Source organism: Clostridium sulfidigenes (assembly GCF_052067195.1).
Classification (GTDB): domain Bacteria; phylum Bacillota; class Clostridia; order Clostridiales; family Clostridiaceae; genus Clostridium_J; species Clostridium_J sulfidigenes.
In genome coordinates, this window is sequence record NZ_JBQHQR010000001.1 from 341,549 (window position 1) to 361,192 (window position 19,644).

20 protein-coding genes, 1 other RNA gene and 1 other annotated feature are annotated in these 19,644 nt (G+C 31.8%); of the genes, 20 read left to right on the top strand and 1 reads right to left on the bottom strand.

From position 1 onward, the window contains the following. The first annotated feature begins 67 nt into the window (after window positions 1–67). The 11 genes from rnpB to ilvA all read left to right on the top strand — a co-directional run bounded on the left by rnpB (window position 68) and on the right by ilvA (window position 10,173). Window positions 68–483: RNase P RNA component class A (gene rnpB / locus ACTNBA_RS01710), an RNA gene on the top strand. A gap of 278 nt (window positions 484–761) precedes the next feature. Further along, window positions 762–1,412: a hypothetical protein gene (locus tag ACTNBA_RS01715; RefSeq protein ID WP_441072027.1), complete on the top strand. Its 651-nt coding sequence runs from the start codon at window positions 762–764 to the stop codon at window positions 1,410–1,412. Further along, window positions 1,409–1,705 carry a hypothetical protein gene (locus ACTNBA_RS01720; RefSeq protein WP_441072029.1) on the top strand — a complete coding sequence of 99 codons (297 nt, stop codon included), beginning with the start codon at window positions 1,409–1,411 and terminating at the stop codon, window positions 1,703–1,705. The genes ACTNBA_RS01715 and ACTNBA_RS01720 overlap by 4 nt, the downstream gene beginning before the upstream one ends. A gap of 1 nt (window position 1,706) precedes the next feature. Further along, the gene (locus ACTNBA_RS01725; protein WP_441072031.1) at window positions 1,707–2,174 is read left to right on the top strand and encodes a protein-export chaperone SecB; all 468 of its coding nucleotides are present in this window, start codon (window positions 1,707–1,709) and stop codon (window positions 2,172–2,174) included. A 224-nt stretch (window positions 2,175–2,398) separates the two neighbouring features. Next, entirely contained in the window at window positions 2,399–2,719 is a 321-nt protein-coding gene (locus tag ACTNBA_RS01730; RefSeq protein WP_441072033.1) for a nitrous oxide-stimulated promoter family protein, read from the top strand. A gap of 157 nt (window positions 2,720–2,876) precedes the next feature. After that, window positions 2,877–3,147 (top strand) — a binding site (T-box leader). A 200-nt stretch (window positions 3,148–3,347) separates the two neighbouring features. Further along, window positions 3,348–3,566, top strand: coding sequence for a hypothetical protein (locus ACTNBA_RS01735; protein WP_441072035.1), 219 nt, complete (start codon window positions 3,348–3,350; stop codon window positions 3,564–3,566). 14 nt (window positions 3,567–3,580) lie between these two features. Next, window positions 3,581–4,573, top strand: coding sequence for a ketol-acid reductoisomerase (gene ilvC / locus ACTNBA_RS01740; RefSeq protein WP_441072037.1), 993 nt, complete (start codon window positions 3,581–3,583; stop codon window positions 4,571–4,573). Window positions 4,574–4,585: 12 nt separating this feature from the next. Further along, entirely contained in the window at window positions 4,586–6,241 is a 1,656-nt protein-coding gene (gene ilvD / locus ACTNBA_RS01745) for a dihydroxy-acid dehydratase (RefSeq protein ID WP_441072154.1), read from the top strand. A 20-nt stretch (window positions 6,242–6,261) separates the two neighbouring features. After that, window positions 6,262–7,908 carry a biosynthetic-type acetolactate synthase large subunit gene (ilvB, locus tag ACTNBA_RS01750; RefSeq protein WP_441072039.1) on the top strand — a complete coding sequence of 549 codons (1,647 nt, stop codon included), beginning with the start codon at window positions 6,262–6,264 and terminating at the stop codon, window positions 7,906–7,908. 25 nt (window positions 7,909–7,933) lie between these two features. Continuing rightward, window positions 7,934–8,848, top strand: coding sequence for a branched-chain amino acid transaminase (locus tag ACTNBA_RS01755; protein ID WP_441072041.1), 915 nt, complete (start codon window positions 7,934–7,936; stop codon window positions 8,846–8,848). 110 nt (window positions 8,849–8,958) lie between these two features. After that, window positions 8,959–10,173 (top strand): threonine ammonia-lyase, encoded by a 1,215-nt coding sequence (gene ilvA / locus ACTNBA_RS01760; protein WP_441072043.1) that lies wholly within the window; start codon window positions 8,959–8,961, stop codon window positions 10,171–10,173. A 523-nt stretch (window positions 10,174–10,696) separates the two neighbouring features. Here ilvA and ACTNBA_RS01765 read toward each other — a convergent pair. Beyond that, on the bottom strand, window positions 10,697–10,822 hold the full coding sequence (locus ACTNBA_RS01765; RefSeq protein WP_441072045.1) for a hypothetical protein: 126 nt from the start codon (window positions 10,820–10,822) through the stop codon (window positions 10,697–10,699). A gap of 692 nt (window positions 10,823–11,514) precedes the next feature. On the opposite strand from ACTNBA_RS01765, the gene ACTNBA_RS01770 reads away from it, so the two are divergent. The 9 genes from ACTNBA_RS01770 to rfbC all read left to right on the top strand — a co-directional run bounded on the left by ACTNBA_RS01770 (window position 11,515) and on the right by rfbC (window position 19,630). Continuing rightward, window positions 11,515–12,132 (top strand): sugar transferase, encoded by a 618-nt coding sequence (locus tag ACTNBA_RS01770; protein WP_441072047.1) that lies wholly within the window; start codon window positions 11,515–11,517, stop codon window positions 12,130–12,132. A gap of 66 nt (window positions 12,133–12,198) precedes the next feature. Beyond that, window positions 12,199–13,014, top strand: a complete 816-nt coding sequence (locus tag ACTNBA_RS01775) for a glycosyltransferase family 2 protein (protein ID WP_441072049.1) — start codon at window positions 12,199–12,201, stop codon at window positions 13,012–13,014. A 29-nt stretch (window positions 13,015–13,043) separates the two neighbouring features. After that, window positions 13,044–14,150, top strand: coding sequence for a glycosyltransferase family protein (locus tag ACTNBA_RS01780; protein ID WP_441072051.1), 1,107 nt, complete (start codon window positions 13,044–13,046; stop codon window positions 14,148–14,150). Next, window positions 14,131–15,006, top strand: coding sequence for a glycosyltransferase (locus tag ACTNBA_RS01785; protein ID WP_441072053.1), 876 nt, complete (start codon window positions 14,131–14,133; stop codon window positions 15,004–15,006). The genes ACTNBA_RS01780 and ACTNBA_RS01785 overlap by 20 nt, the downstream gene beginning before the upstream one ends. Beyond that, on the top strand, window positions 14,996–16,228 hold the full coding sequence (locus ACTNBA_RS01790; protein WP_441072055.1) for a hypothetical protein: 1,233 nt from the start codon (window positions 14,996–14,998) through the stop codon (window positions 16,226–16,228). Before ACTNBA_RS01785 ends, ACTNBA_RS01790 begins: the two co-directional genes overlap by 11 nt. A 38-nt stretch (window positions 16,229–16,266) precedes the next feature. After that, window positions 16,267–17,151 (top strand): glucose-1-phosphate thymidylyltransferase RfbA, encoded by an 885-nt coding sequence (gene rfbA, locus ACTNBA_RS01795; RefSeq protein ID WP_441072057.1) that lies wholly within the window; start codon window positions 16,267–16,269, stop codon window positions 17,149–17,151. A 12-nt stretch (window positions 17,152–17,163) separates the two neighbouring features. Next, window positions 17,164–18,192, top strand: a complete 1,029-nt coding sequence (gene rfbB, locus ACTNBA_RS01800) for a dTDP-glucose 4,6-dehydratase (RefSeq protein ID WP_441072059.1) — start codon at window positions 17,164–17,166, stop codon at window positions 18,190–18,192. A 21-nt stretch (window positions 18,193–18,213) separates the two neighbouring features. Next, window positions 18,214–19,062, top strand: coding sequence for a dTDP-4-dehydrorhamnose reductase (gene rfbD, locus ACTNBA_RS01805; protein WP_441072061.1), 849 nt, complete (start codon window positions 18,214–18,216; stop codon window positions 19,060–19,062). Between the two features lie 13 nt (window positions 19,063–19,075). Then, the gene (rfbC, locus tag ACTNBA_RS01810; protein WP_441072063.1) at window positions 19,076–19,630 is read left to right on the top strand and encodes a dTDP-4-dehydrorhamnose 3,5-epimerase; all 555 of its coding nucleotides are present in this window, start codon (window positions 19,076–19,078) and stop codon (window positions 19,628–19,630) included. The last annotated feature ends 14 nt before the right edge of the window (window positions 19,631–19,644 follow it).

Sequence of the window (19,644 nt, forward strand, 5' to 3'; positions counted from 1 at the left end):
TTATAACTAAAAATAGAAAATTTAAAGGCGTTGCAATGATAAAAGATTTATGTTAATATTAATTTTGCGAGTAAGCCAGACAATCGCTGCTGAGAAATCAGGAGAGGAAAGTCCGAGCTCCATAGGGCAGGGTGCTGGGTAACTCCCAGTGAAGGCGACTTTAAGGAAAGTGCAACAGAGATATACCGCCTTAATGATTTTTTTAGAGGAATACATTCTAACAAGTTAGAATGCATAAATTCCACTAACCAAATCGTAGATTTGGAGTGTCATTTAGGGTAAGGGTGGAAAGGCGAGGTAAGAGCTCACCAGCGCAATGGCGACTTTGCGGCTATGTAAACCCCATCTGGAGCAAGATCGAAAGTGGAACATTATGGGGCTGCCCGTCCCGTTCCCGGGTGTATCGCTTGAGCCCATTAGTAATAATGGGCCTAGATAGATGATTGTCTAACACAGAACTCGGCTTATAGACTTACTCGATCCATTAAAAACACTAAGGTATGAACTTAGTGTTTTTATTTTGTCGTTTTTGAACAAAACATACTCAAAGGCTTATATGTCAACTATTCATCATACCTTTATACTATTATATACTTGCTTAAAAATAAAGCACCAAATTGAAAATAACTAAGTTATGTACTACTATAATTTTATGTTTTAAAAAGTTATAGAAATTCATTGTTTTAAACTTGATACTTTGGTACAATTGAAGTATAATAAGACATTTAGTTTTCAATAGGATTAATGATGAGGAATCGCATATGACAAATTTAGATTATAAAGAAACAGTACGAGGATATCATGGCACTTTTGAAAGTGTTGTGAAAGATATAATAGATTCAGGTTTTAAAACAAAAATACGTAAAGACCATTGGTTAGGGCAAGGTATATATTTATACACAGACTTTGCATTAAGTAAATGGTGGATTCAAACAAAAATTGAAAAACTTCTTTTAAATGAGGAGCCAGCAGTAATAGAGGTTGTATGTAAAGATAATATAAAAGTTTTAAATTTGGATAATTTTGAAGGTATGAATTTCTTTTATAGTTCTTTCGAGAAAGTATTTGAAGAATTGAAAACACTTAATGTTACTGTCAAATTAAAGAATGATTCATCACGTGAAAGCAAAATTAAAAACTTATGTTTTGCACTTGACCTTATAAAGAAAAAATATGACATAGGTGTAGTAATATATACATTTACAAAGACTAATCCATCTTATGGGGAGTTTGATTCGAAGAAGTTTGAAAGCGAATATTTCCCTTTTGGTCTTAGTTATAAAGAAACACAAGTTTGCATAAGTAATAATAAGTGTATAGGTAGTAAAAAATGTGTCTATCCTATAAGAGAGTATAAATATAATAGAATTGAAAATAAAGTTATGATAAAAAAGAGAGGTAGGTTAATATGAGTAATATTACAAGAGAGTATGCACTTGAATTAGCCAATTTATACGGAATTGAAATAAATCAAAATTCGAATGAACATTTAGTTGAAGATATGAATGGAGATATAACTGAATTAAGAATACAAGATGTACCTGATTTGTTTGGTATTGATTTTGATGCTAGTATAAAGTGGCATAATATAAATAATAGTGACTTCAACTGTGATAATGTAAATGAACACTCTATCAATATTAAATTTAGATTAGAAGATAATATTTGTGAGTTTACTGTTGAAGAGTTAAAAGGAGTTGCCTAATATGTTTTCTGGAGTTTTAAAATTTAATGGTTATAATGTTGAAAAATTCAACTATATTAGAAATAATTCTAAGGATACAAATAGTAATGAGCCTGTAAGTTTATCACCACAAATTATGTTTAAGATAGTGTTAAAAAAGGATAATCCTTTAAAAAGCAATGTGCTTATAGGTGTGCGCTTAGGCTATGAGGATAATGCATTACCTTTTAAGGTTGAGGCTGTTGTGAGGGGATATTTTGAATTGGAAGGTGAAGAAACTACGGAGTTAGATAGTATATATAAGTTCTATCTACAAAATGGAACTGCAATTCTTTATCCGTATCTTAGAGCAATAGTTACTACACTTACAGGTACAGGAAATTATCAAGCTATAATATTACCTACAGTAAACTTTTATAAATTGATTGAAAATAGTGATTTAGAGGAAATTTCATTACCAAATGAAATGTATGAAGAATTTTATGAATAGATATAAAATATAAAATCAGATGGAGATTAGTCTTCATTTGATTTTTTTATATCTAATTTTAATTAAAACTATTGACAAGAATTATAAAAAATTATACAATTTGAACATAGTTCAGAATCTTTGGATTTATAACAAGGTAAGTATAAAATTTTTTTATGCCTGTATGAACGTTGTTCAAGGTGTTGTATAATATAAAGTACAATGGAAAATTAGGGGGGAGCAACGTGGCAGGAAAAGCGGATTGGTTTGAAGATCAGAAGGCTTCATTGGAGGTTATGGTGAAGCTATACTGCAAAAAAAATCATAATAGTAAGGAACAAATTTGTGAACAGTGTGAAGAGATTTTAAATTATGCACTACATAGACTAAGGAAGTGTAGATATGGGGAAAATAAACCCAATTGTGGAGATTGTAAAACCTGTTGTTACAAGAAGGATATGAAGGAGAAGGTAGTAAATATCATGAGGTATTCAGGTCCAAGATTATTGCTACATAATCCAAGGATAGTATTCAGTCATTTTATAAATAAATTTAAATGTAAATAAATTTATTTATAAATTATTTTAAGTTTAAAAAAATATTTAATAGAATTATAAATAAAAAAATAGAAAAAATAAAATTTTGAAAAAAATCCAAAAATTATATTGACAAATAATTTAGTAAATAATATACTAACTTTAAGATAAATAGACAATTTAATAATTAAATGTGATGACGGAGACAAAAATATTCATTTAATTAACTACAGAGAATCAACGGTTGCTGAGAGTTGGTGTTAATGTGAGTATAATGATCACTCCAGAGCTTCCCAAGTTGAAAGGGGTTCCAAGTAAACAAGGGCGTACACCAGCGATACATGGTTAGGGTTAAAGAAAATAACTTATTTTATGATTTTTTCTCGACCTGATAAGAGGCAATCATTTTTGATTGCAATTAAGGTGGTACCACGGAAGTATAGTCTTTCGCCCTTATAGATATGTTTCATATTTATAAGGACGAAGGACTTTTTTTATTTTAGAAATATCATGCGCAGGATATTTCTAAGGTGAAGATTCAAAACAATACAATGTAAAACTAAACAATTATTATACTGAATATTCGCGGTATTCGGGAAATAGCACTTAAATTTATATTGTATTAAAAGCCTAAAAAATTTATAAAAAGGTGGTTAATATGCAGATAAATGCTAAATTAAATGAAGGTATGGATAGCTTCGTCAGAATAGTAAACTATCTGAGAAGAAAAGAAATTGGAATAAATTCAATTAACATGAGGTCATCAGAAGGTTCCACTATTTATATAAATATGGACTTTGGTGATGCACTTTCAACAAAGTATATTATAAATAATATTTCAAAACTGGAAGATGTAGAAGATATAGAAGTGTTTTAAGGAGGAATTTTATTATGGCAAAAATGTTTTATGAGGAAGATGGAAATCTTCAGGTTTTTAAAGGAAAGAAAGTTGGAATAATTGGATATGGCAGTCAAGGTCATGCACATGCACTAAACTTAAAAGATAATGGTGTAGATGTAGTTGTTGGACTTCATGAAGGCAGTAAGTCATGGGAAAAAGTTAACAGTGATGGTCTTCAGGTAAAAAAAGTTGATGAAGTAGCAAAAGAAAGTGATGTAATTATGTTCCTATGTCCTGATACAACTCAAAAGGAAGTATATGATGAATTTGTTAAACCATATTTAAGAGAAGGTCAGGCTATTGCCTTTGCCCATGGTTTTAATATTCACTATGGTCAAATAGTGCCCCCAACCAATGTGGATGTGTTCATGGTAGCACCAAAGGGACCAGGACATCTTGTAAGAAGAGTTTTTGTTGAAGGTAAAGGAGTACCTGCATTAATCGCTGTTCATCATGATTTCACAGGGAAAGCTAGAGAGCTAGCTATGGCCTATGCTAAAGGAATTGGAGCAACTAGAGCAGGGGTTTTGGAAACTAGTTTTAAAGAGGAGACAGAGACAGATTTATTTGGAGAACAGGCTGTATTATGCGGTGGTGTTACAGAACTTATAAAAGCAGGCTTTGATACCCTTGTTAAAGCAGGTTACCAAAAGGAAATAGCTTACTTTGAGTGTCTACATGAAATGAAGCTTATAGTGGATTTACTCTATGAAGGCGGATTTGAAAATATGAGGTACAGCATTAGTGATACAGCAGAATATGGAGATTATTTAGTTGGAAAAAGAATTATAAATGATTCTACAAGAAAAGAAATGGAAGCAGTGTTAAGTGAAATACAAACAGGTAACTTTGCAACAGAGTGGATTTTGGAAAATAAAATAAACAGACCAGTATTTAATGCTCTTAAGAAGAGAGAGCTGGAGCATCCACTGGTGCAGGTTGGTAAAGATTTGAGAGAAATGATGAGTTGGATTAAGAAGTAATGGAGGTTTATGGTGAGAAGCAAGGAGATAAAACATGGTATAACTAAAGCGCCACACAGAGCCCTTTTAAAAGCAGCAGGTCTTACAGAAGAGGAGATCAATAGACCACTAATTGGTATTGTAAACTCCTTTAATGAAATAGTGCCTGGGCACATTGAACTTAGGCAAATAGCTGATGCTGTTAAGAGAGGAGTTTTAATTGAAGGCGGAACCCCAATGGAATTTCCATCCATAGCAGTATGTGATGGAATAGCCATGAATCATGAAGGAATGAAGTATTCTCTAGTAAGTAGAGAAATAATTGCAGATAGTATTGAGATAATGGTAAGGGCCCATGGCCTAGATGGAATGGTTCTTATACCAAGCTGTGACAAAGTTGTACCAGGTATGCTCATGGCAGCTGCTAGAGTAAATATACCTACCATAATAGTAAGTGGTGGCCCAATGCTTGCAGGTAAGTTTAAGGGGAAAAAGGCAGACTTAGTAACAGTTTTTGAAGGAGTAGGAAAGGTTTGTAGTGGTACCATGAGCAACGAGGAATTAACTTCTCTAGAAGAAAGTGCCTGCCCAACCTGTGGGTCTTGTGCAGGGATGTTTACTGCAAACTCTATGAATTGCATCACAGAGGCCCTTGGAATGGCATTGCCTGGCAATGCAACTATTCCAGCAGTTTATTCTGAGAGAAAGAGATTAGCTAAAAAAACAGGAATGCAGATGATGAAACTTTTTAAGGCAGGGGTGCTTCCTAGAGATATTATGAAGGATGAAGCCTTTGAAAACGCACTAACCCTTGACATGGCTCTTGGGTGTTCGTCTAACACTGTTTTACATTTAACTGCCATTGCCCATGAAGCAGGTATTAGCCTAGATTTAGATAAGATAAATCATATAAGTGGCAGGACTCCAAATTTATGTAAACTTAGCCCTGCAGGACAGTACCATATGGAAGACTTGTACGAAGCTGGTGGAATTGGAGCTGTAATGAAAGAACTCTCTAAGAAGGCGCTACTTCATCTGGATTTAAATACAGTGAGTCTCCAATCTATAGGAGAATTGATTTCCAAGGCAGAAAAGTTAAATGCTGAAGTAATTGCAGATATTGATAAACCCTATAGCACTACAGGTGGAATCAAGATTTTAAAAGGAAATCTTGCAGAACATGGAGCTGTAGTTAAACAGTCTGCCGTAGACAAAAACATGATGCAAGTAACTGCTAAAGCTAAGGTTTTTGATTCAGAAGAAGAGGCAGTAAAGGCAATAGCTGGAGGAGAGATTTACCCTGGGGATGCAGTTGTTATTCGTTACGAAGGACCTAAAGGAGGTCCGGGAATGAAAGAAATGCTGACCCCAACCTCCATCCTAGCTGGGATGGGACTTGATAAAACCGTATCTCTCATAACCGATGGACGTTTTTCAGGTGGAACTAGAGGTGCTGCCATAGGCCATGTTTCACCAGAGGCTTCAGAAGGCGGAACAATTGCCTTAGTACAGCATGGTGACCTAATAAAAATAGACATTATAAATGGTGTTCTTCAGCTCTTGGTAGATGAAGAGGAACTAATGAGAAGAAGAAGGAATTTCAAATTAAAAGAGAAAAATCTTTCAGGATATTTGAAAAAATATTCAAAACTGGTTTCTTCTGCATCAACAGGAGCCATATGTGATTAGGTAAAAAGGAGGCACTATTAATGAACGGAGCAAAAGCATTATTAGAATCTTTAAAAGAATGTGGAGTTGATACTGTATTTGGTTATCCAGGAGGATCTGTAATCCCTCTCTATGACGCTTTATATGAAGATGAACATTTTAATCATATAAGAACGGCCCACGAACAAGGTGCAGTTCATGCAGCTGATGGCTATGCTAGAAGTACAGGGAAAGTAGGGGTTTGCTTTGTAACCTCAGGACCAGGGGCTACTAACACTATTACAGGTTTAGCAACTGCATACATGGATTCAGCTCCCTTAGTTATTATTTCAGGGCAAGTGGCAACTCCATTGCTAGGCAGGGATTCCTTTCAGGAAGTGGATATAGTAGGTATTACATTTTCCGTTACAAAACATAATTATCAAGTAAGAGAAGTTGAAAAGATTCCCGAAATTATAAAAAAGGCTTTTGAAATAGCTAACAGTGGAAGACCAGGTCCAGTACTAATAGATATCCCAAAGGATATATTTCTTAAGGAGTTTAATTATGAAAAATATATAAAAAATGAAGATAACCATAAAGAGTCAAAGCTCAGGGATACTGATATGGAGGTCATAGCTCAGTTAATAAATAAATCTAAAAGACCAATTATTTATGCTGGCGGAGGGGTAAAGATTTCCCATGGTGAAAATGAGCTTTTAGAGCTCATAGAAAAAGCTGATATTCCAGTTGTTAATACCCTTATGTCCCTAGGAACAACTCCTAGGGATCACCAATTATCTTTAGGCCTAGTTGGTATGCACGGTTTTAAGGAGTGTAACCTAGCAGTTGCAAACTGCGACTTGCTTTTGGCCATAGGTGCAAGGTTTAGCGACAGAGTAGTAGGAGATGCAACTAAGTTTGCCTCCAAGGCAAAGATAATTCATTTAGATATTGACTCCAGTGAAGTTCATAAAAATGTAAATGCCCATTTAGCAGTAGTGGGGGATATTAAAAGCATGGTTAAAGCTATTACAAAAAGGGTAAAGGCTAAAGATAACAGTCAGTGGAAAAAAGAAATTGATAGTTGGAAAAGACAATTAAAAGATGAAGGAGCATTTAATCCTAAAAATATATTGGATAACTTCTATGAAAAACTAGGAAAGGAAGCCTTCGTAGCAACAGATGTGGGTCAACATCAAATGTGGACTGCACAACACTGGAGATTCAATGAAACTAATAAGTTTATTACTTCTGGGGGCCTTGGAACCATGGGCTTTGGTCTTGGAGCTGCCATTGGAGCAAAGGTAGCAAATCCTGATAAACCCGTTCTACTAGTTACAGGGGATGGAAGTTTTAGAATGAATAGTAATGAGCTATTTACAGTGGCAAAATACAATATTCCTTTGACCATTTTATTAATGAATAATTCAGCTCTGGGAATGGTAAGACAGTGGCAGAGGATGTTTTGTGGAGGAAGGTATTCAGAAACCGATGTAGATGAATCTATTGATTATGTAAGATTGGTAAATGCATACGGCATAGAAGGTCATAGCGTAGATTCTTTGAAAGGATTAAAGGATGTATTAAGTAAGGTTGAATTAGGCAAAAAAACTGTTTTCATCGAATGTAAAATTTTAAAGGATGAAAGTGTGTATCCAATAGTTCCACCTGGGAAGCCTATTGACACAATATTACTTGAAGGATAAAAAATAGGAAATGGAGGTTGTAAATATGGAAAAAAGTTATGTATTTTATCAGGGAGAAATTGTTGAGGAAAAGGATGTAAATATAAGCTTTAGATGCAAAGCATTCAATTACGGTTTGGGGTGCTTTGAAGGAATAAGGGCATACTGGGATGAAGAGAGTGAGCAGTTATACTTATTTAGATTAAAAGAACATTATGAAAGATTATTGCAATCCTGCAAGGCACTATGGATAAACCTATCCTATACTGCAGAGGAACTTTGCCAGTTTACTTTAGAACTGTTAAGGAAAAATAATTTTAAGACTACAGTTTATATAAGGCCCGTAGCTTTTAAAGGCTCCAATGCATTATTTCCAACTTTATATGATGATGATAATAGGATGCTTATATACTGTCAGCCCTTACACAAGCTATCAGAGAAGGAAGAGTTAAGAGTAGCGGTTTCATCATGGAGAAGAATTTCCGATAATATGATTCCTGCTAGGACTAAGCCTACGGGAGGATACCTAAATTCCGCTTTAGCTTCTTTGGAAGTATTACAAAATGGATATGATGAGGCAATATTACTTACAAATGAAGGTTATGTTTGTGAGGGGCCTGGAGAAAATATTTTCATATTTAAAAATAATCAGTTAATTACACCTCCACCATCAGATAACATATTGGAAGGAATTACGAGAAAAACTATTATGGAATTAGCAGGGAAGGAACTTGGTATTGAAGTTGTTGAAAGAAGCATAACAAGAACAGAACTTTATTCTGCCCAAGAAGCATTTTTTAGTGGGACAGCCATGGAGGTAACATCCATTGTAGAGATTGACAATAGAAAAATAGGAGATGGAAAACCAGGGGAAGTGTGCAAAAAAGTCAAAGAGTTATTCTTTGGATTAACAACAGGGAAAAATCCGAAATATTCTTCATACTGTACAGCAGTATATTAGTTGCATATATATTTTTCACATAAATAATTCTACATTATAGCACAATGGATTTATGTGAAAAATATTCCTTGAATCATAAACAGTAAAGAAAAATAGTTAGGAGGGCGGAAATGAATTTAAATACATTAACATTGGATGATATATTGGAAGCTAAAGAAAGAATCAGAGATATATGCGTCGACACAAAGCTCATATACAGTTCTGATTTAAGTAAGAATTGTGGAAATCAGGTTTATATAAAGCCAGAAAACCTCCAACTTACAGGAGCCTTTAAGCTTAGAGGAGCCTTAAATAAGATAAGAAAATTGACGGATGAACAAAGACGAAGAGGGCTTATTGCTTCTTCTGCAGGAAATCATGCTCAAGGAGTTGCCTATTCAGCAAATAGACTTGGTATTAAAGCAACTATAGTTATGCCAAGAACAACACCTCTGATAAAGGTACAAGCAACAAAGGAATATGGTGTAAATGTGATTCTGCGTGGAGAATGTTATGATGAGGCCTATGAAGAGGCAAAAAGGCTTGAAAAAGAAAAGGGGTATATATTCATCCATCCCTTTGATGATGTTGAAATAATGGCTGGACAAGGAACAATAGCATTGGAAATCCTTGAGGAACTAAAAGATACAGATGCTATTTTAGTCCCAATCGGTGGGGGCGGATTAATAAGTGGAATTGCTGTTGCAGCAAAGTCTATTAATCCAAAGATAAAGGTAATAGGAGTTGAACCTGAAGGCGCAAAGGCTATGAAAGTGTCAATGGATGAAGGTAAGCTAGTGAATCTCCTCCAGGTTGATACTATAGCAGATGGAGGGGCAGTTAAAAATCCTGGACATATAGCCTTTGATATAATAAAGGAATATGTAGATGAAATTATAACAGTAGATGATTTTGAGCTTATGGAAGCAGTATTTATCTTGATGGAGAAGCATAAACTTGTGGTGGAAGCAACAGGAGCACTCACTGTAGCAGCTCTGAATAAGTTAAAATTAAAGGGTAAAAAAGTTGTATCTTTAGTAAGTGGAGGAAATATAGATGTTGTAACTATGGCATCTATGTTAAATCGTGGGCTGCTATTAAGAGGTAGGATTTTCTGTTTTTCAGTAAAACTACAGGACAATCCTGGACAACTCTTAAATATATCACGAATATTAGAAAAACGTGGTGCAAATGTTATAAGACTTCAACATGATCAATTCAAGGCTATAGATAGATTAAAACATGTTGTTCTAGAAATTACCGTAGAAACAAACGGTTATGAACACATAGATGAGATAATTAAAGAATTGAATTGGGAAGGTTATGAAGTTTATAGAGTATACTAGAAAAGTAGTTAAAAAATAGCCCCATATGTTATTCTTGAACCAATCATTAACAGAGTTCTTTGCTTCAGAGGGAGTTTACTTCCGCTGAAGGTTAGAAATCGTTATCCAGGGACGTAGCAGCTCTTTACTCCCATCTTGGAGAAGATGGGGGTATTAGAGCTGCTAGTCATCGGATGAATAATTTACTTTTTAAAATCTTATTCTTTCAATTAGAAAGAATAAGATTTTTATTTTTCATCAGAATTGAGTATTAACCTTATGGAGGAAAAATATACTTTTAGAAAATGAAACTTAATATAAAATAAAATGTATCATAAGATAAAAATAATCAGTGGAAATCTTTAAAATAGCTACAAAAATGTAGGAATATATAGGAAAATAAGGTTATTTTACATAGATAGCCTTAAATGAGATGAAATAAAGTTTCATAATTATTAAATATGTTATATTATACTAATATAAAGAAAATTTAGTAAATTGCATGAAAATGAAACAATTAACTTCAAACTTGGTTTCAAAATAGTTACATAGCTATAGCTTCTATAAAAATAATACTTGTAGGAATAGCAATAGTATCCATAGGTTTATTAATAATAGTAAATAAAAAATCCCTAAAATCTAATAAACAATAAGCATTTCCTACAAGCACTAAATATATGCCTCGTAGTGTTTGTATATACCATAAAGAGACTAGGATTTCCCCCAATCCTAGTCTTTTGCTTTATGAAAAAATAATTTTAACTATAAAAAATTTTCAAAAAAATAAAGAAAATTCATTAAAGCAATGGTAGAATAAAGATATATTTTTATAAAGAAAGGGGTATCTAACTAGGAGGTTAAATCATAGTCCTATGAAGGGTTTGAATAAGGAAGTACATAAAAACATAAAAAGCTAAGAATATAAAACATAGGAATATAGTATTGCTTTAAATAAATTAAAATTTGTATAAAAGATTTAATTAAAGGATATATTTGGATATAATCCTATGCGATAACAGTAAAATATATGGCAAATTATTATAAATTGTGATATAATTTTTTGAGTAACGACAGAAATAAAGAGTTCACGTTAACGAAAGCTAGCAACTGTGTAGGTTAACAGAGATTCATGGAGCTTAAAAATTAGACAAGCTCACTTGGTTGTACATAAATAAAATATAGAAAATAAGACTCATTACAGAAGATGAAATGAAATATATGGTGTTATAGGTAATATGTCTCTTTTAATATCGTATATTATATAAGGGAAGTTTATAGTAATTTAAAGAATATGTAGGATTAAGAATTAATTAAATTTATGAAGATTGGAAATTTCGTATATTTGATTGGAGGAAGTAAAAAGTGAAAAGGGCGTTTGATTTAGTGATAAGTGTTATAGCATTAATAGTATTATCACCTATAATTCTAATTATTTCTATATTAATCAAGTTAAACAATAAGGGCTCTGTAATATTTAAGCAATATAGAGTAGGAAAAGATAATAAAGAATTTGTAATTTATAAGTTTAGATCAATGGTGGAATATGCACCGGAGGTAGCTAGTACAGCTTTAGAAAATCCTGATGAGTATATAACTACTATGGGTAAGCTCTTAAGAAAGACAAGTTTGGATGAATTGCCACAGCTGTTGAATATTATTAAAGGTGATATGAGCTTAGTGGGACCAAGGCCTGTTATTAATGATGAAAGTGAAAAGGAATTATTGAAATTAAGGACAGAGTATGGGGTTTATAAACTAGTTCCGGGACTTACTGGTTGGGCTCAGGTTAATGGTAGAGATAATATGTCTACAGCAAGAAAAATAACCTTAGAGAAAGAGTATTTAGAAAGACGAAGTTTGATATTCGACATAAAAATACTTTTCATGACTTTTGTGAAGGTTTTTAGACAAGAGGGTATTGTTGAAGGTTCAGAAATAAATGAAAGTTATGAAGTAGATAAGGTTACAAAGGTTATGTAATAAAAAATATAAATAGGGGTAGTTGGATTAAAACTAATATCCAACATATTAAAGCGGAGGATTAAAATGAAGTATAGTGTGCTAATGTCTGTGTATGTAAAGGAAAATCCAGAGTTTTTAAGATTGAGCTTAGATAGTATGGTTAATCAAACCTTAAAGCCAGATGAGATTGTATTGATAAAAGATGGTCCATTAACACAAGAGCTAGAAGAAGTTTTAAATGAGTATATAAATAAGTATAATGATTTATTTAATATAATTGAGTTTGAAACTAATAAAGGTTTAGGGGAAGCTCTTAGGGTAGGTGTGATATCTTGTAAAAATGAGCTTATAGCTAGGATGGATACTGATGATATAGCCAAATTAGATAGATGTGAGAAGCAGGTTAATGAATTTATAGAGAATAGTATGTTAGATATTGTAGGATGTCAAATTATAGAGTTTGAAAGCGAAATATCAAATGAATTATCTAGACGTATATTACCTACAAGTCACGAAGAAATATATAAGTTTGCGAAAAAAAGATGCCCATTTAACCACATGACTGTTATGTATAAAAAAAATAGTGTTATAAATGCTGGCAATTATCAGCCATTACCCCTATTTGAGGATTACTATTTATGGACAAGAATGCTTATATCAGGATGTAAAGCTAAGAATATTAATGAATGTTTAGTATATGCTAGAACGGGAAAAGAGATGATTAATAGGCGTGGTGGAGTAGGTTATATGAAGAAAATTCTAACTGGAAAGAAAAAAATATTTAAGAGTGGATTTATATCTTTTAAAGAATTTATTTATTCAGCTGGATTACATTCCATTGTTTGTTTAATGCCACCTAAATTACGTGGGGTTACTTATAGTAAGCTTTTAAGAAGATAGTATATGAATTTAAGATATGGGAGATAAGAATGAAAAAGATATTAACGATTTCAGCTGTAAATGAAAAAAGTCCTGCATTGAGATATAGACTAACTTATCCTTTGAGAATATTAGAAAAAAATGAAGAAATAACTTATGATGAATTAAGTTTTTATTCTGTTAAGACCAATAGTGCAATGAATGGAACTAAAATGCTTGCAAAAATAATTTGCATTATAAAAGACTTAATTATGTTTTTCTATAAACTTACAACATGTAAGGAGAAGTATGACATTATAATAATAAAAAACTATGTATTTCCATTTGGTGGTTCTAAAGTTGAGAAACTTATACATAAAAAGTTTAAAGCTAGTAGGTTTATTTTTGACATTGATGATGGGATATATCTGAATGAAACTAGACAGCAAAATAGATTATTTAAAAATTTAAGAAATGCATGTGAAAAGGTAGGGTATTGGACAGAAACATGTGATAAAGTAATGTTGTCTAACGAAGTGATTTATAATGATCTGAATAAATTATTTAAGGTTAATAGTGAAAAGGTGGTTCAATTTTTAAGTTGTCCATATGAGAATCAATATTTTAGAAGTAATGATGAAATAGAAATATATAAAAAGCAAAATACAGTTAATTTTATTTGGTTAGGATCGCCACATACTCAAGAAAATTTGGTGAAATGTAAAGAATTTATCAATGAATTACCTAAAATTATTCCTAATTCACATGTATACATAATTGGAGCTCATAAAAGTTTTAAAATGTTTAGAGAATTAAATTATGTGGAATTTGTAGATTGGAATATGGAGAATGAGAAAAAGTACATGCAAATTTCACACATTGGACTTAATCCACTAATCGATAATAAATTTGAGCAGAGAAAAAGTGCATTTAAGGTTATTCAATACTATAGGGCAGGAATAGTACCTATTGTATCTGATGTAGGAATAAATAAAAATTTAGTTGCAACATATGGTGGGTACTGTACAGAAAACTTTGATATTGACTATATGAACAGTTGCATTAAAAAAATATTAAATGAGTACGATGAAATTAGTAGCAAAATATATATGAATACTATAGAACTGACAGTGGAAGCAAATAAGGAGAAGATAAAAGATGCAATTTTTAACCAATAACAAAGTAATAGCAATAGTTGTTGCATATAATCCGGATATTAATTTGCTAAATAAAAACATTGGTATAATAAGTAATCAAGTTGAAAAAATTGTAGTCGTAAATAATGGGTATGGGGAACTTATAATAGATAGTGATTATAAAGAAATTGTATATGTCATTAATAATAATGAAAACTTAGGAATATCAAAAGCTTTAAATATTGGGATAAATTATGCAGTCACTAATAACTATTCTTATGCATTGTTGTTAGATCAAGATAGTACATTAGGTGATGATGCAGTTAATATAATGCTAAAAGGATTTATACATGATAAAGTTGGGGTGGTGGTACCACGTATATCATACATAAACGGAAATATAGATAAAATTGATGAGAGTAATACGTTTAATTATGTCACGCTTGCAATAACATCAGGTAGTTTAGTGGATTTAAATGTTATAAAATTAATTAATTGGAAGGAAGGAAAAGTTTTCAATGAAGATTTTTTTATAGATTGTGTTGATTTTGACTTTTCTTTAGAACTCAAGGCTAGTGGATATAATATTTTAAAATCTACAAAGGCTATTTTATATCAAAGATTAGGAGAAATGACTGAGATAAAGTTTTTATTTTTTAAAATTTGTCCAACTAATCATAGTGAGTTAAGACGATATTATATAACAAGAAATAGATTATATATGTGGAAGAAGTATTTTAGGCGTGAATTTCAATTTGTAGTAAAAGATATTTTATATTCATGTAGAGAACTATTGATATTAACTTTCTTTGAAAAAAATAGAATTGCAAAATTTAAATACATGAAAAAAGGAATTTGTGATTTTACACAAAATAAGGTGGGTAAAATTGAAAAATAAAGTTAACATAAAAAACATATTAAATTTTATAGAGGATAGGAAGTTAATTGAAGAAGGATACCTTTTGTTTATATTAATAGGTATGTTTTTCTTAACTAGACAATTAGTTTTTCCGCATGCATCAACCCTAGCACTGGTAAGTATTATTACTTCATTTATTGCTGCAGTAATACCTTTATATAAGAATTTTTCTCTTTTTGAGAAAAAAGAAAAAATACTTTTCATAGGGTATTATATTTTTATGACGTTGATATTAGCATATTCTTTATTTATAGTTAAAAATAAACCTTACTATGCTATACATACCTATGCGACTTGCGTGTTGTTAATAATGGCATATATATATCCTAAAAATAAAAAAGTAGTCGATATTTTTATTTGGGTTATGGTTATACATGCATTGGTATTAATTTTTATAGAAATATATATGATTTTAAATTATACTCCAGAATTTGCATCTAGAGTTAGAAATTATATTATTGGAAATGGATTTGGAGACATATATACAAGGAATGGAATATATTTTAGAGCAATTTTAAGAGGAAATGAATTATTGCTAATTCCATACATGATACTATGGAGAGACAAAACAGTTAGAACTAGAATAAAAAGAATTATTCTGCTATTAGGTATAATTGTTAGTGGAAATATGGCCTATTTTATATCATTAGCGATTTTTTATCTGTTAAATATTATACTTATTGATAAAAATTACAAAGTTATTAAGATAATGTTAGTAGCTTGCTCTGTAATATTTATTATATTTAATAAACCGATTATCTCAAAAGTGCATTATACCTTTCAACTTAAAATGGAAAAATCGTTTCCTACAAGAATAGATCAAGTCAATGTATTAATTGATGACATGGAAAGTGTAACAGATGTTATTTTAGGCAAAGGAATGGGTAATACATTGAATGCAGTTACGAAGTATCGAAACTATACAGGAGATAGGTATTTTGAATTACAATCTATATACTTTTATAATCAACTAGGATTAATCGGATTTTCTATTTTTGTTTTCTTACATTTATTTTTAACATATAAATTTATAAAAAATAGATTTTCTTTAATAATATATTTTTGCTATTTAACTTATGCGGTAACTAATCCATACATATTTAACTTGACTCATTTAATTATTATATTAGTATTAACTTCAATGGACAATAGTTTAAATAACAAAGATACTTATATAAAATTGGACTGTGAAAATAAATAATATTTCAATTAAGATCAAAATGAAAAGGAGATGCTTATATGAAAGGAATAATTTTAGCTGGTGGAGCGGGAACAAGACTCTACCCTTTGACAATGGTAACATCAAAACAACTTTTACCGGTTTATGATAAACCAATGATATATTATCCATTATCAACATTAATGTTGGCAGGAATAAAGGATATATTATTAATATCTACACCAACAGATTTACCTAATTTTGAACGTTTATTGGGGGATGGTAGTCAATATGGTATTAATTTATCATATAAAGTACAACCTAGTCCTGATGGACTTGCACAAGCTTTTTTACTTGGAGAAGAATTTATTGGTGATGATAAATGTGCTATGGTTTTAGGAGATAACATTTTTTATGGTAATGGATTTGGTAAATTATTAAGAAATGCTGTAGATGATGCAGAAAAAGGAAATGCTACAATATTTGGTTATTATGTAAATGATCCTGAAAGATTTGGAATAGTTGAATTTGATGATAATGGTAAAGTTATATCTGTGGAAGAAAAACCACAGAATCCAAAATCTAATTATTGCATTACAGGACTTTACTTCTATGACAAACGTGTTGTAGAGTTAGCAAAGCAAGTTAAGCCTTCACATAGAGGAGAATTAGAGATTACTGATTTAAATCGTTTGTACCTTGAAGATGGAAGTCTAAATGTACAATTATTAGGACGTGGGTTTGCGTGGCTTGATACTGGAACAATGGACAGTTTAGTTGAGGCATCGGATTTTGTACAGATGATTCAAAAAAGACAAGGAATTGAAATATCTGCACCTGAAGAAATTGCATTTATAAATGGATGGATTGATAAAGAAAAATTACTTGAGTCTGCTACTCGCTATGGAAAATCACCATATGGGGAACATTTAAGAAAAGTTGCAGAAGGAAAAATTAGATATTAGGGGGATACATATATGAAGGTATTAGTAACAGGAGGGGCTGGATTTATTGGAGGTAATTTCGTACACCATATGATAAATAAGTACCCAAACTATGAGATAGTTAATTTAGATTTATTAACATATGCAGGAAATTTAGAGACATTAAAGGAAGTGGCAAATAAACCTAACTACAAATTTGTAAAAGGGGACATTGCTGATAGACCTTTTATTATGGAGTTGTTTGAGAAGGAAAAGTTTGACATAGTTGTAAACTTTGCAGCTGAAAGTCATGTAGATCGTTCTATAACAGATCCTGGCATCTTCGTTCAAACTAATGTTATGGGAACACAAGTATTATTGGATGCAGCAAAGGCAACAGGTGTAAAGAGATATCACCAGGTATCAACTGATGAGGTGTATGGAGATTTACCGTTGGATAGACCGGATTTATTCTTTACAGAGGAAACTCCGCTTCATACATCAAGTCCATATTCCTCTTCAAAAGCAAGCGCTGATTTATTCGTTCTTTCATACTATAGAACATTTGGACTACCAGTAACAATATCTAGATGTTCAAATAACTATGGTCCATATCATTTTCCGGAGAAATTAATTCCTTTAATGATTAGTAGAGCATTAGCAGATGGCGAACTTCCTGTGTATGGAAAGGGAGATAATGTAAGAGATTGGTTACATGTAGATGATCACTGTGAAGCTATAGATTTAATTATTCATAAAGGAAAAATAGGTGAAGTTTATAACGTAGGTGGTCATAATGAGAGAACAAACCTAGAAGTAGTTAAAACTATACTTAAAGCTTTAAATAAGCCAGAATCACTGATAAAATATGTAACGGATAGACCTGGACATGATATGCGTTATGCAATAGATCCTACAAAACTAGAGACTGAACTTGGATGGAAACCAAAATATAATTTTGATACAGGTATAGAAATGACAATTCAGTGGTATTTAAATAACAAAGAATGGTGGCAAAATATTTTGTCAGGAGAGTATTCTAAGTATTTTGATAAGATGTATGGAGATAGATTAACTGAGTAAATGCTGTTAGGAGAATCTAATATGAGAGTTTTAGTAACTGGAGTAAATGGTCAATTAGGCTTTGATGTTATAAATGAATTGAAAAAACGAGGTCATGACGCAATAGGTGTTGATGTAAAGGAAATGGATATTACAGATCCTGTTGCTGTAAATAAAGTTATTGGAGAAGCTGATGTGGAGGCTGTAATTCACTGTGCTGCATATACTGCAGTTGATGCTGCAGAAGACAATAAAGAAATATGCAGTAAAGTAAATGGTTATGGTACAGAGAATATTGCTAAAGTGTGTAAGCTGATGGATATAAAGATGATATACATTAGCACAGACTATGTATTTAGTGGTGAGGGTGAAAGATGTTGGGAGCCGGAAGATGAAAGAAATCCATTAAATACATATGGGCAAAGCAAATATGAAGGTGAATTAGCAGTGCAAAGAAACCTTGATAAATATTATATAGTAAGAATTGCATGGGTTTTTGGAGTAAATGGAAATAACTTCATTAAAACTATGCTAAATTTAGGGAAAACAAGAGATATGCTTACCGTTGTTGATGATCAAATAGGCTCACCTACATATACAAAAGATTTAGCTACATTACTAGTAGACATGGTTGAAACTGATAAGTATGGTATTTATCATGCAACCAATGAGGGCTTCTGTAGCTGGTATGATTTCGCATGTGAAATTTTTAAACAGGCGGGTATGGATCATGTTAAAGTTACACCCGTAGATAGCAGTGCTTATATTACAAAGGCAAAAAGACCGAAGAATAGCAGAATGAATAAGAAAAAACTACAAGAAAATGGATTTGCACTATTACCAACTTGGAAAGATGCATTAAATAGATATTTAAAAGATATAAATTTATAGGGAGGTGCATATAATGGGAAAAATAAAAGTTACACCCTGTAATATTAAAGGGTTATATGTAATAGAGCCTTCAGTATTTGGCGATGAACGTGGATATTTTATGGAAACATACAACCAGAATGACTTTAAAGAAGCAGGACTGGATATGGTATTCGTTCAAGATAATCAATCTATGTCCGTTAAAGGAGTTTTGAGAGGACTGCATTTTCAAAAACAATTTCCTCAAGGAAAGCTAGTGAGAGTAGTACGTGGAGAAGTGTTTGATGTTGCTGTAGATTTGAGAGCAGATTCAGATACTTATGGGAAATGGTTTGGAGTAAGATTGTCTGCTGAAAATAAAAAACAATTCTATATACCAGAAGGATTTGCCCATGGATTTTTAGTTTTATCTGATGAAGCTGAATTTGTATACAAGTGCACTGACTTCTATCATCCTGGTGATGAAGGTGGGCTTATGTGGAATGATCAGGATATAAAAATAGAGTGGCCAATAGAAGAAGGAATGAAACTGACCATTTCTGATAAAGATCAAAAATGGTTAGGGTTGAAGGATACCTTTAGGTTCTAGATTAAATAGAGAAA

What these genes read in the sequence shown, in the direction of transcription:
- ACTNBA_RS01725 (WP_441072031.1), top strand. Translation starts at nt 1,707, where the DNA reads ATGTTTTCTGGAGTTTTAAAATTTAATGGTTATAATGTTGAAAAATTC.
- rfbA (WP_441072057.1), top strand. Translation starts at nt 16,267, where the DNA reads ATGAAAGGAATAATTTTAGCTGGTGGAGCGGGAACAAGACTCTACCCT.
- ilvC (WP_441072037.1), top strand. Translation starts at nt 3,581, where the DNA reads ATGGCAAAAATGTTTTATGAGGAAGATGGAAATCTTCAGGTTTTTAAA.
- rfbB (WP_441072059.1), top strand. Translation starts at nt 17,164, where the DNA reads ATGAAGGTATTAGTAACAGGAGGGGCTGGATTTATTGGAGGTAATTTC.
- ACTNBA_RS01780 (WP_441072051.1), top strand. Translation starts at nt 13,044, where the DNA reads ATGAAAAAGATATTAACGATTTCAGCTGTAAATGAAAAAAGTCCTGCA.
- ACTNBA_RS01775 (WP_441072049.1), top strand. Translation starts at nt 12,199, where the DNA reads ATGAAGTATAGTGTGCTAATGTCTGTGTATGTAAAGGAAAATCCAGAG.
- ACTNBA_RS01785 (WP_441072053.1), top strand. Translation starts at nt 14,131, where the DNA reads ATGCAATTTTTAACCAATAACAAAGTAATAGCAATAGTTGTTGCATAT.
- rfbD (WP_441072061.1), top strand. Translation starts at nt 18,214, where the DNA reads ATGAGAGTTTTAGTAACTGGAGTAAATGGTCAATTAGGCTTTGATGTT.
- ACTNBA_RS01720 (WP_441072029.1), top strand. Translation starts at nt 1,409, where the DNA reads ATGAGTAATATTACAAGAGAGTATGCACTTGAATTAGCCAATTTATAC.
- ilvA (WP_441072043.1), top strand. Translation starts at nt 8,959, where the DNA reads ATGAATTTAAATACATTAACATTGGATGATATATTGGAAGCTAAAGAA.
- rfbC (WP_441072063.1), top strand. Translation starts at nt 19,076, where the DNA reads ATGGGAAAAATAAAAGTTACACCCTGTAATATTAAAGGGTTATATGTA.
- ilvB (WP_441072039.1), top strand. Translation starts at nt 6,262, where the DNA reads ATGAACGGAGCAAAAGCATTATTAGAATCTTTAAAAGAATGTGGAGTT.
- ACTNBA_RS01755 (WP_441072041.1), top strand. Translation starts at nt 7,934, where the DNA reads ATGGAAAAAAGTTATGTATTTTATCAGGGAGAAATTGTTGAGGAAAAG.
- ACTNBA_RS01715 (WP_441072027.1), top strand. Translation starts at nt 762, where the DNA reads ATGACAAATTTAGATTATAAAGAAACAGTACGAGGATATCATGGCACT.
- ACTNBA_RS01735 (WP_441072035.1), top strand. Translation starts at nt 3,348, where the DNA reads ATGCAGATAAATGCTAAATTAAATGAAGGTATGGATAGCTTCGTCAGA.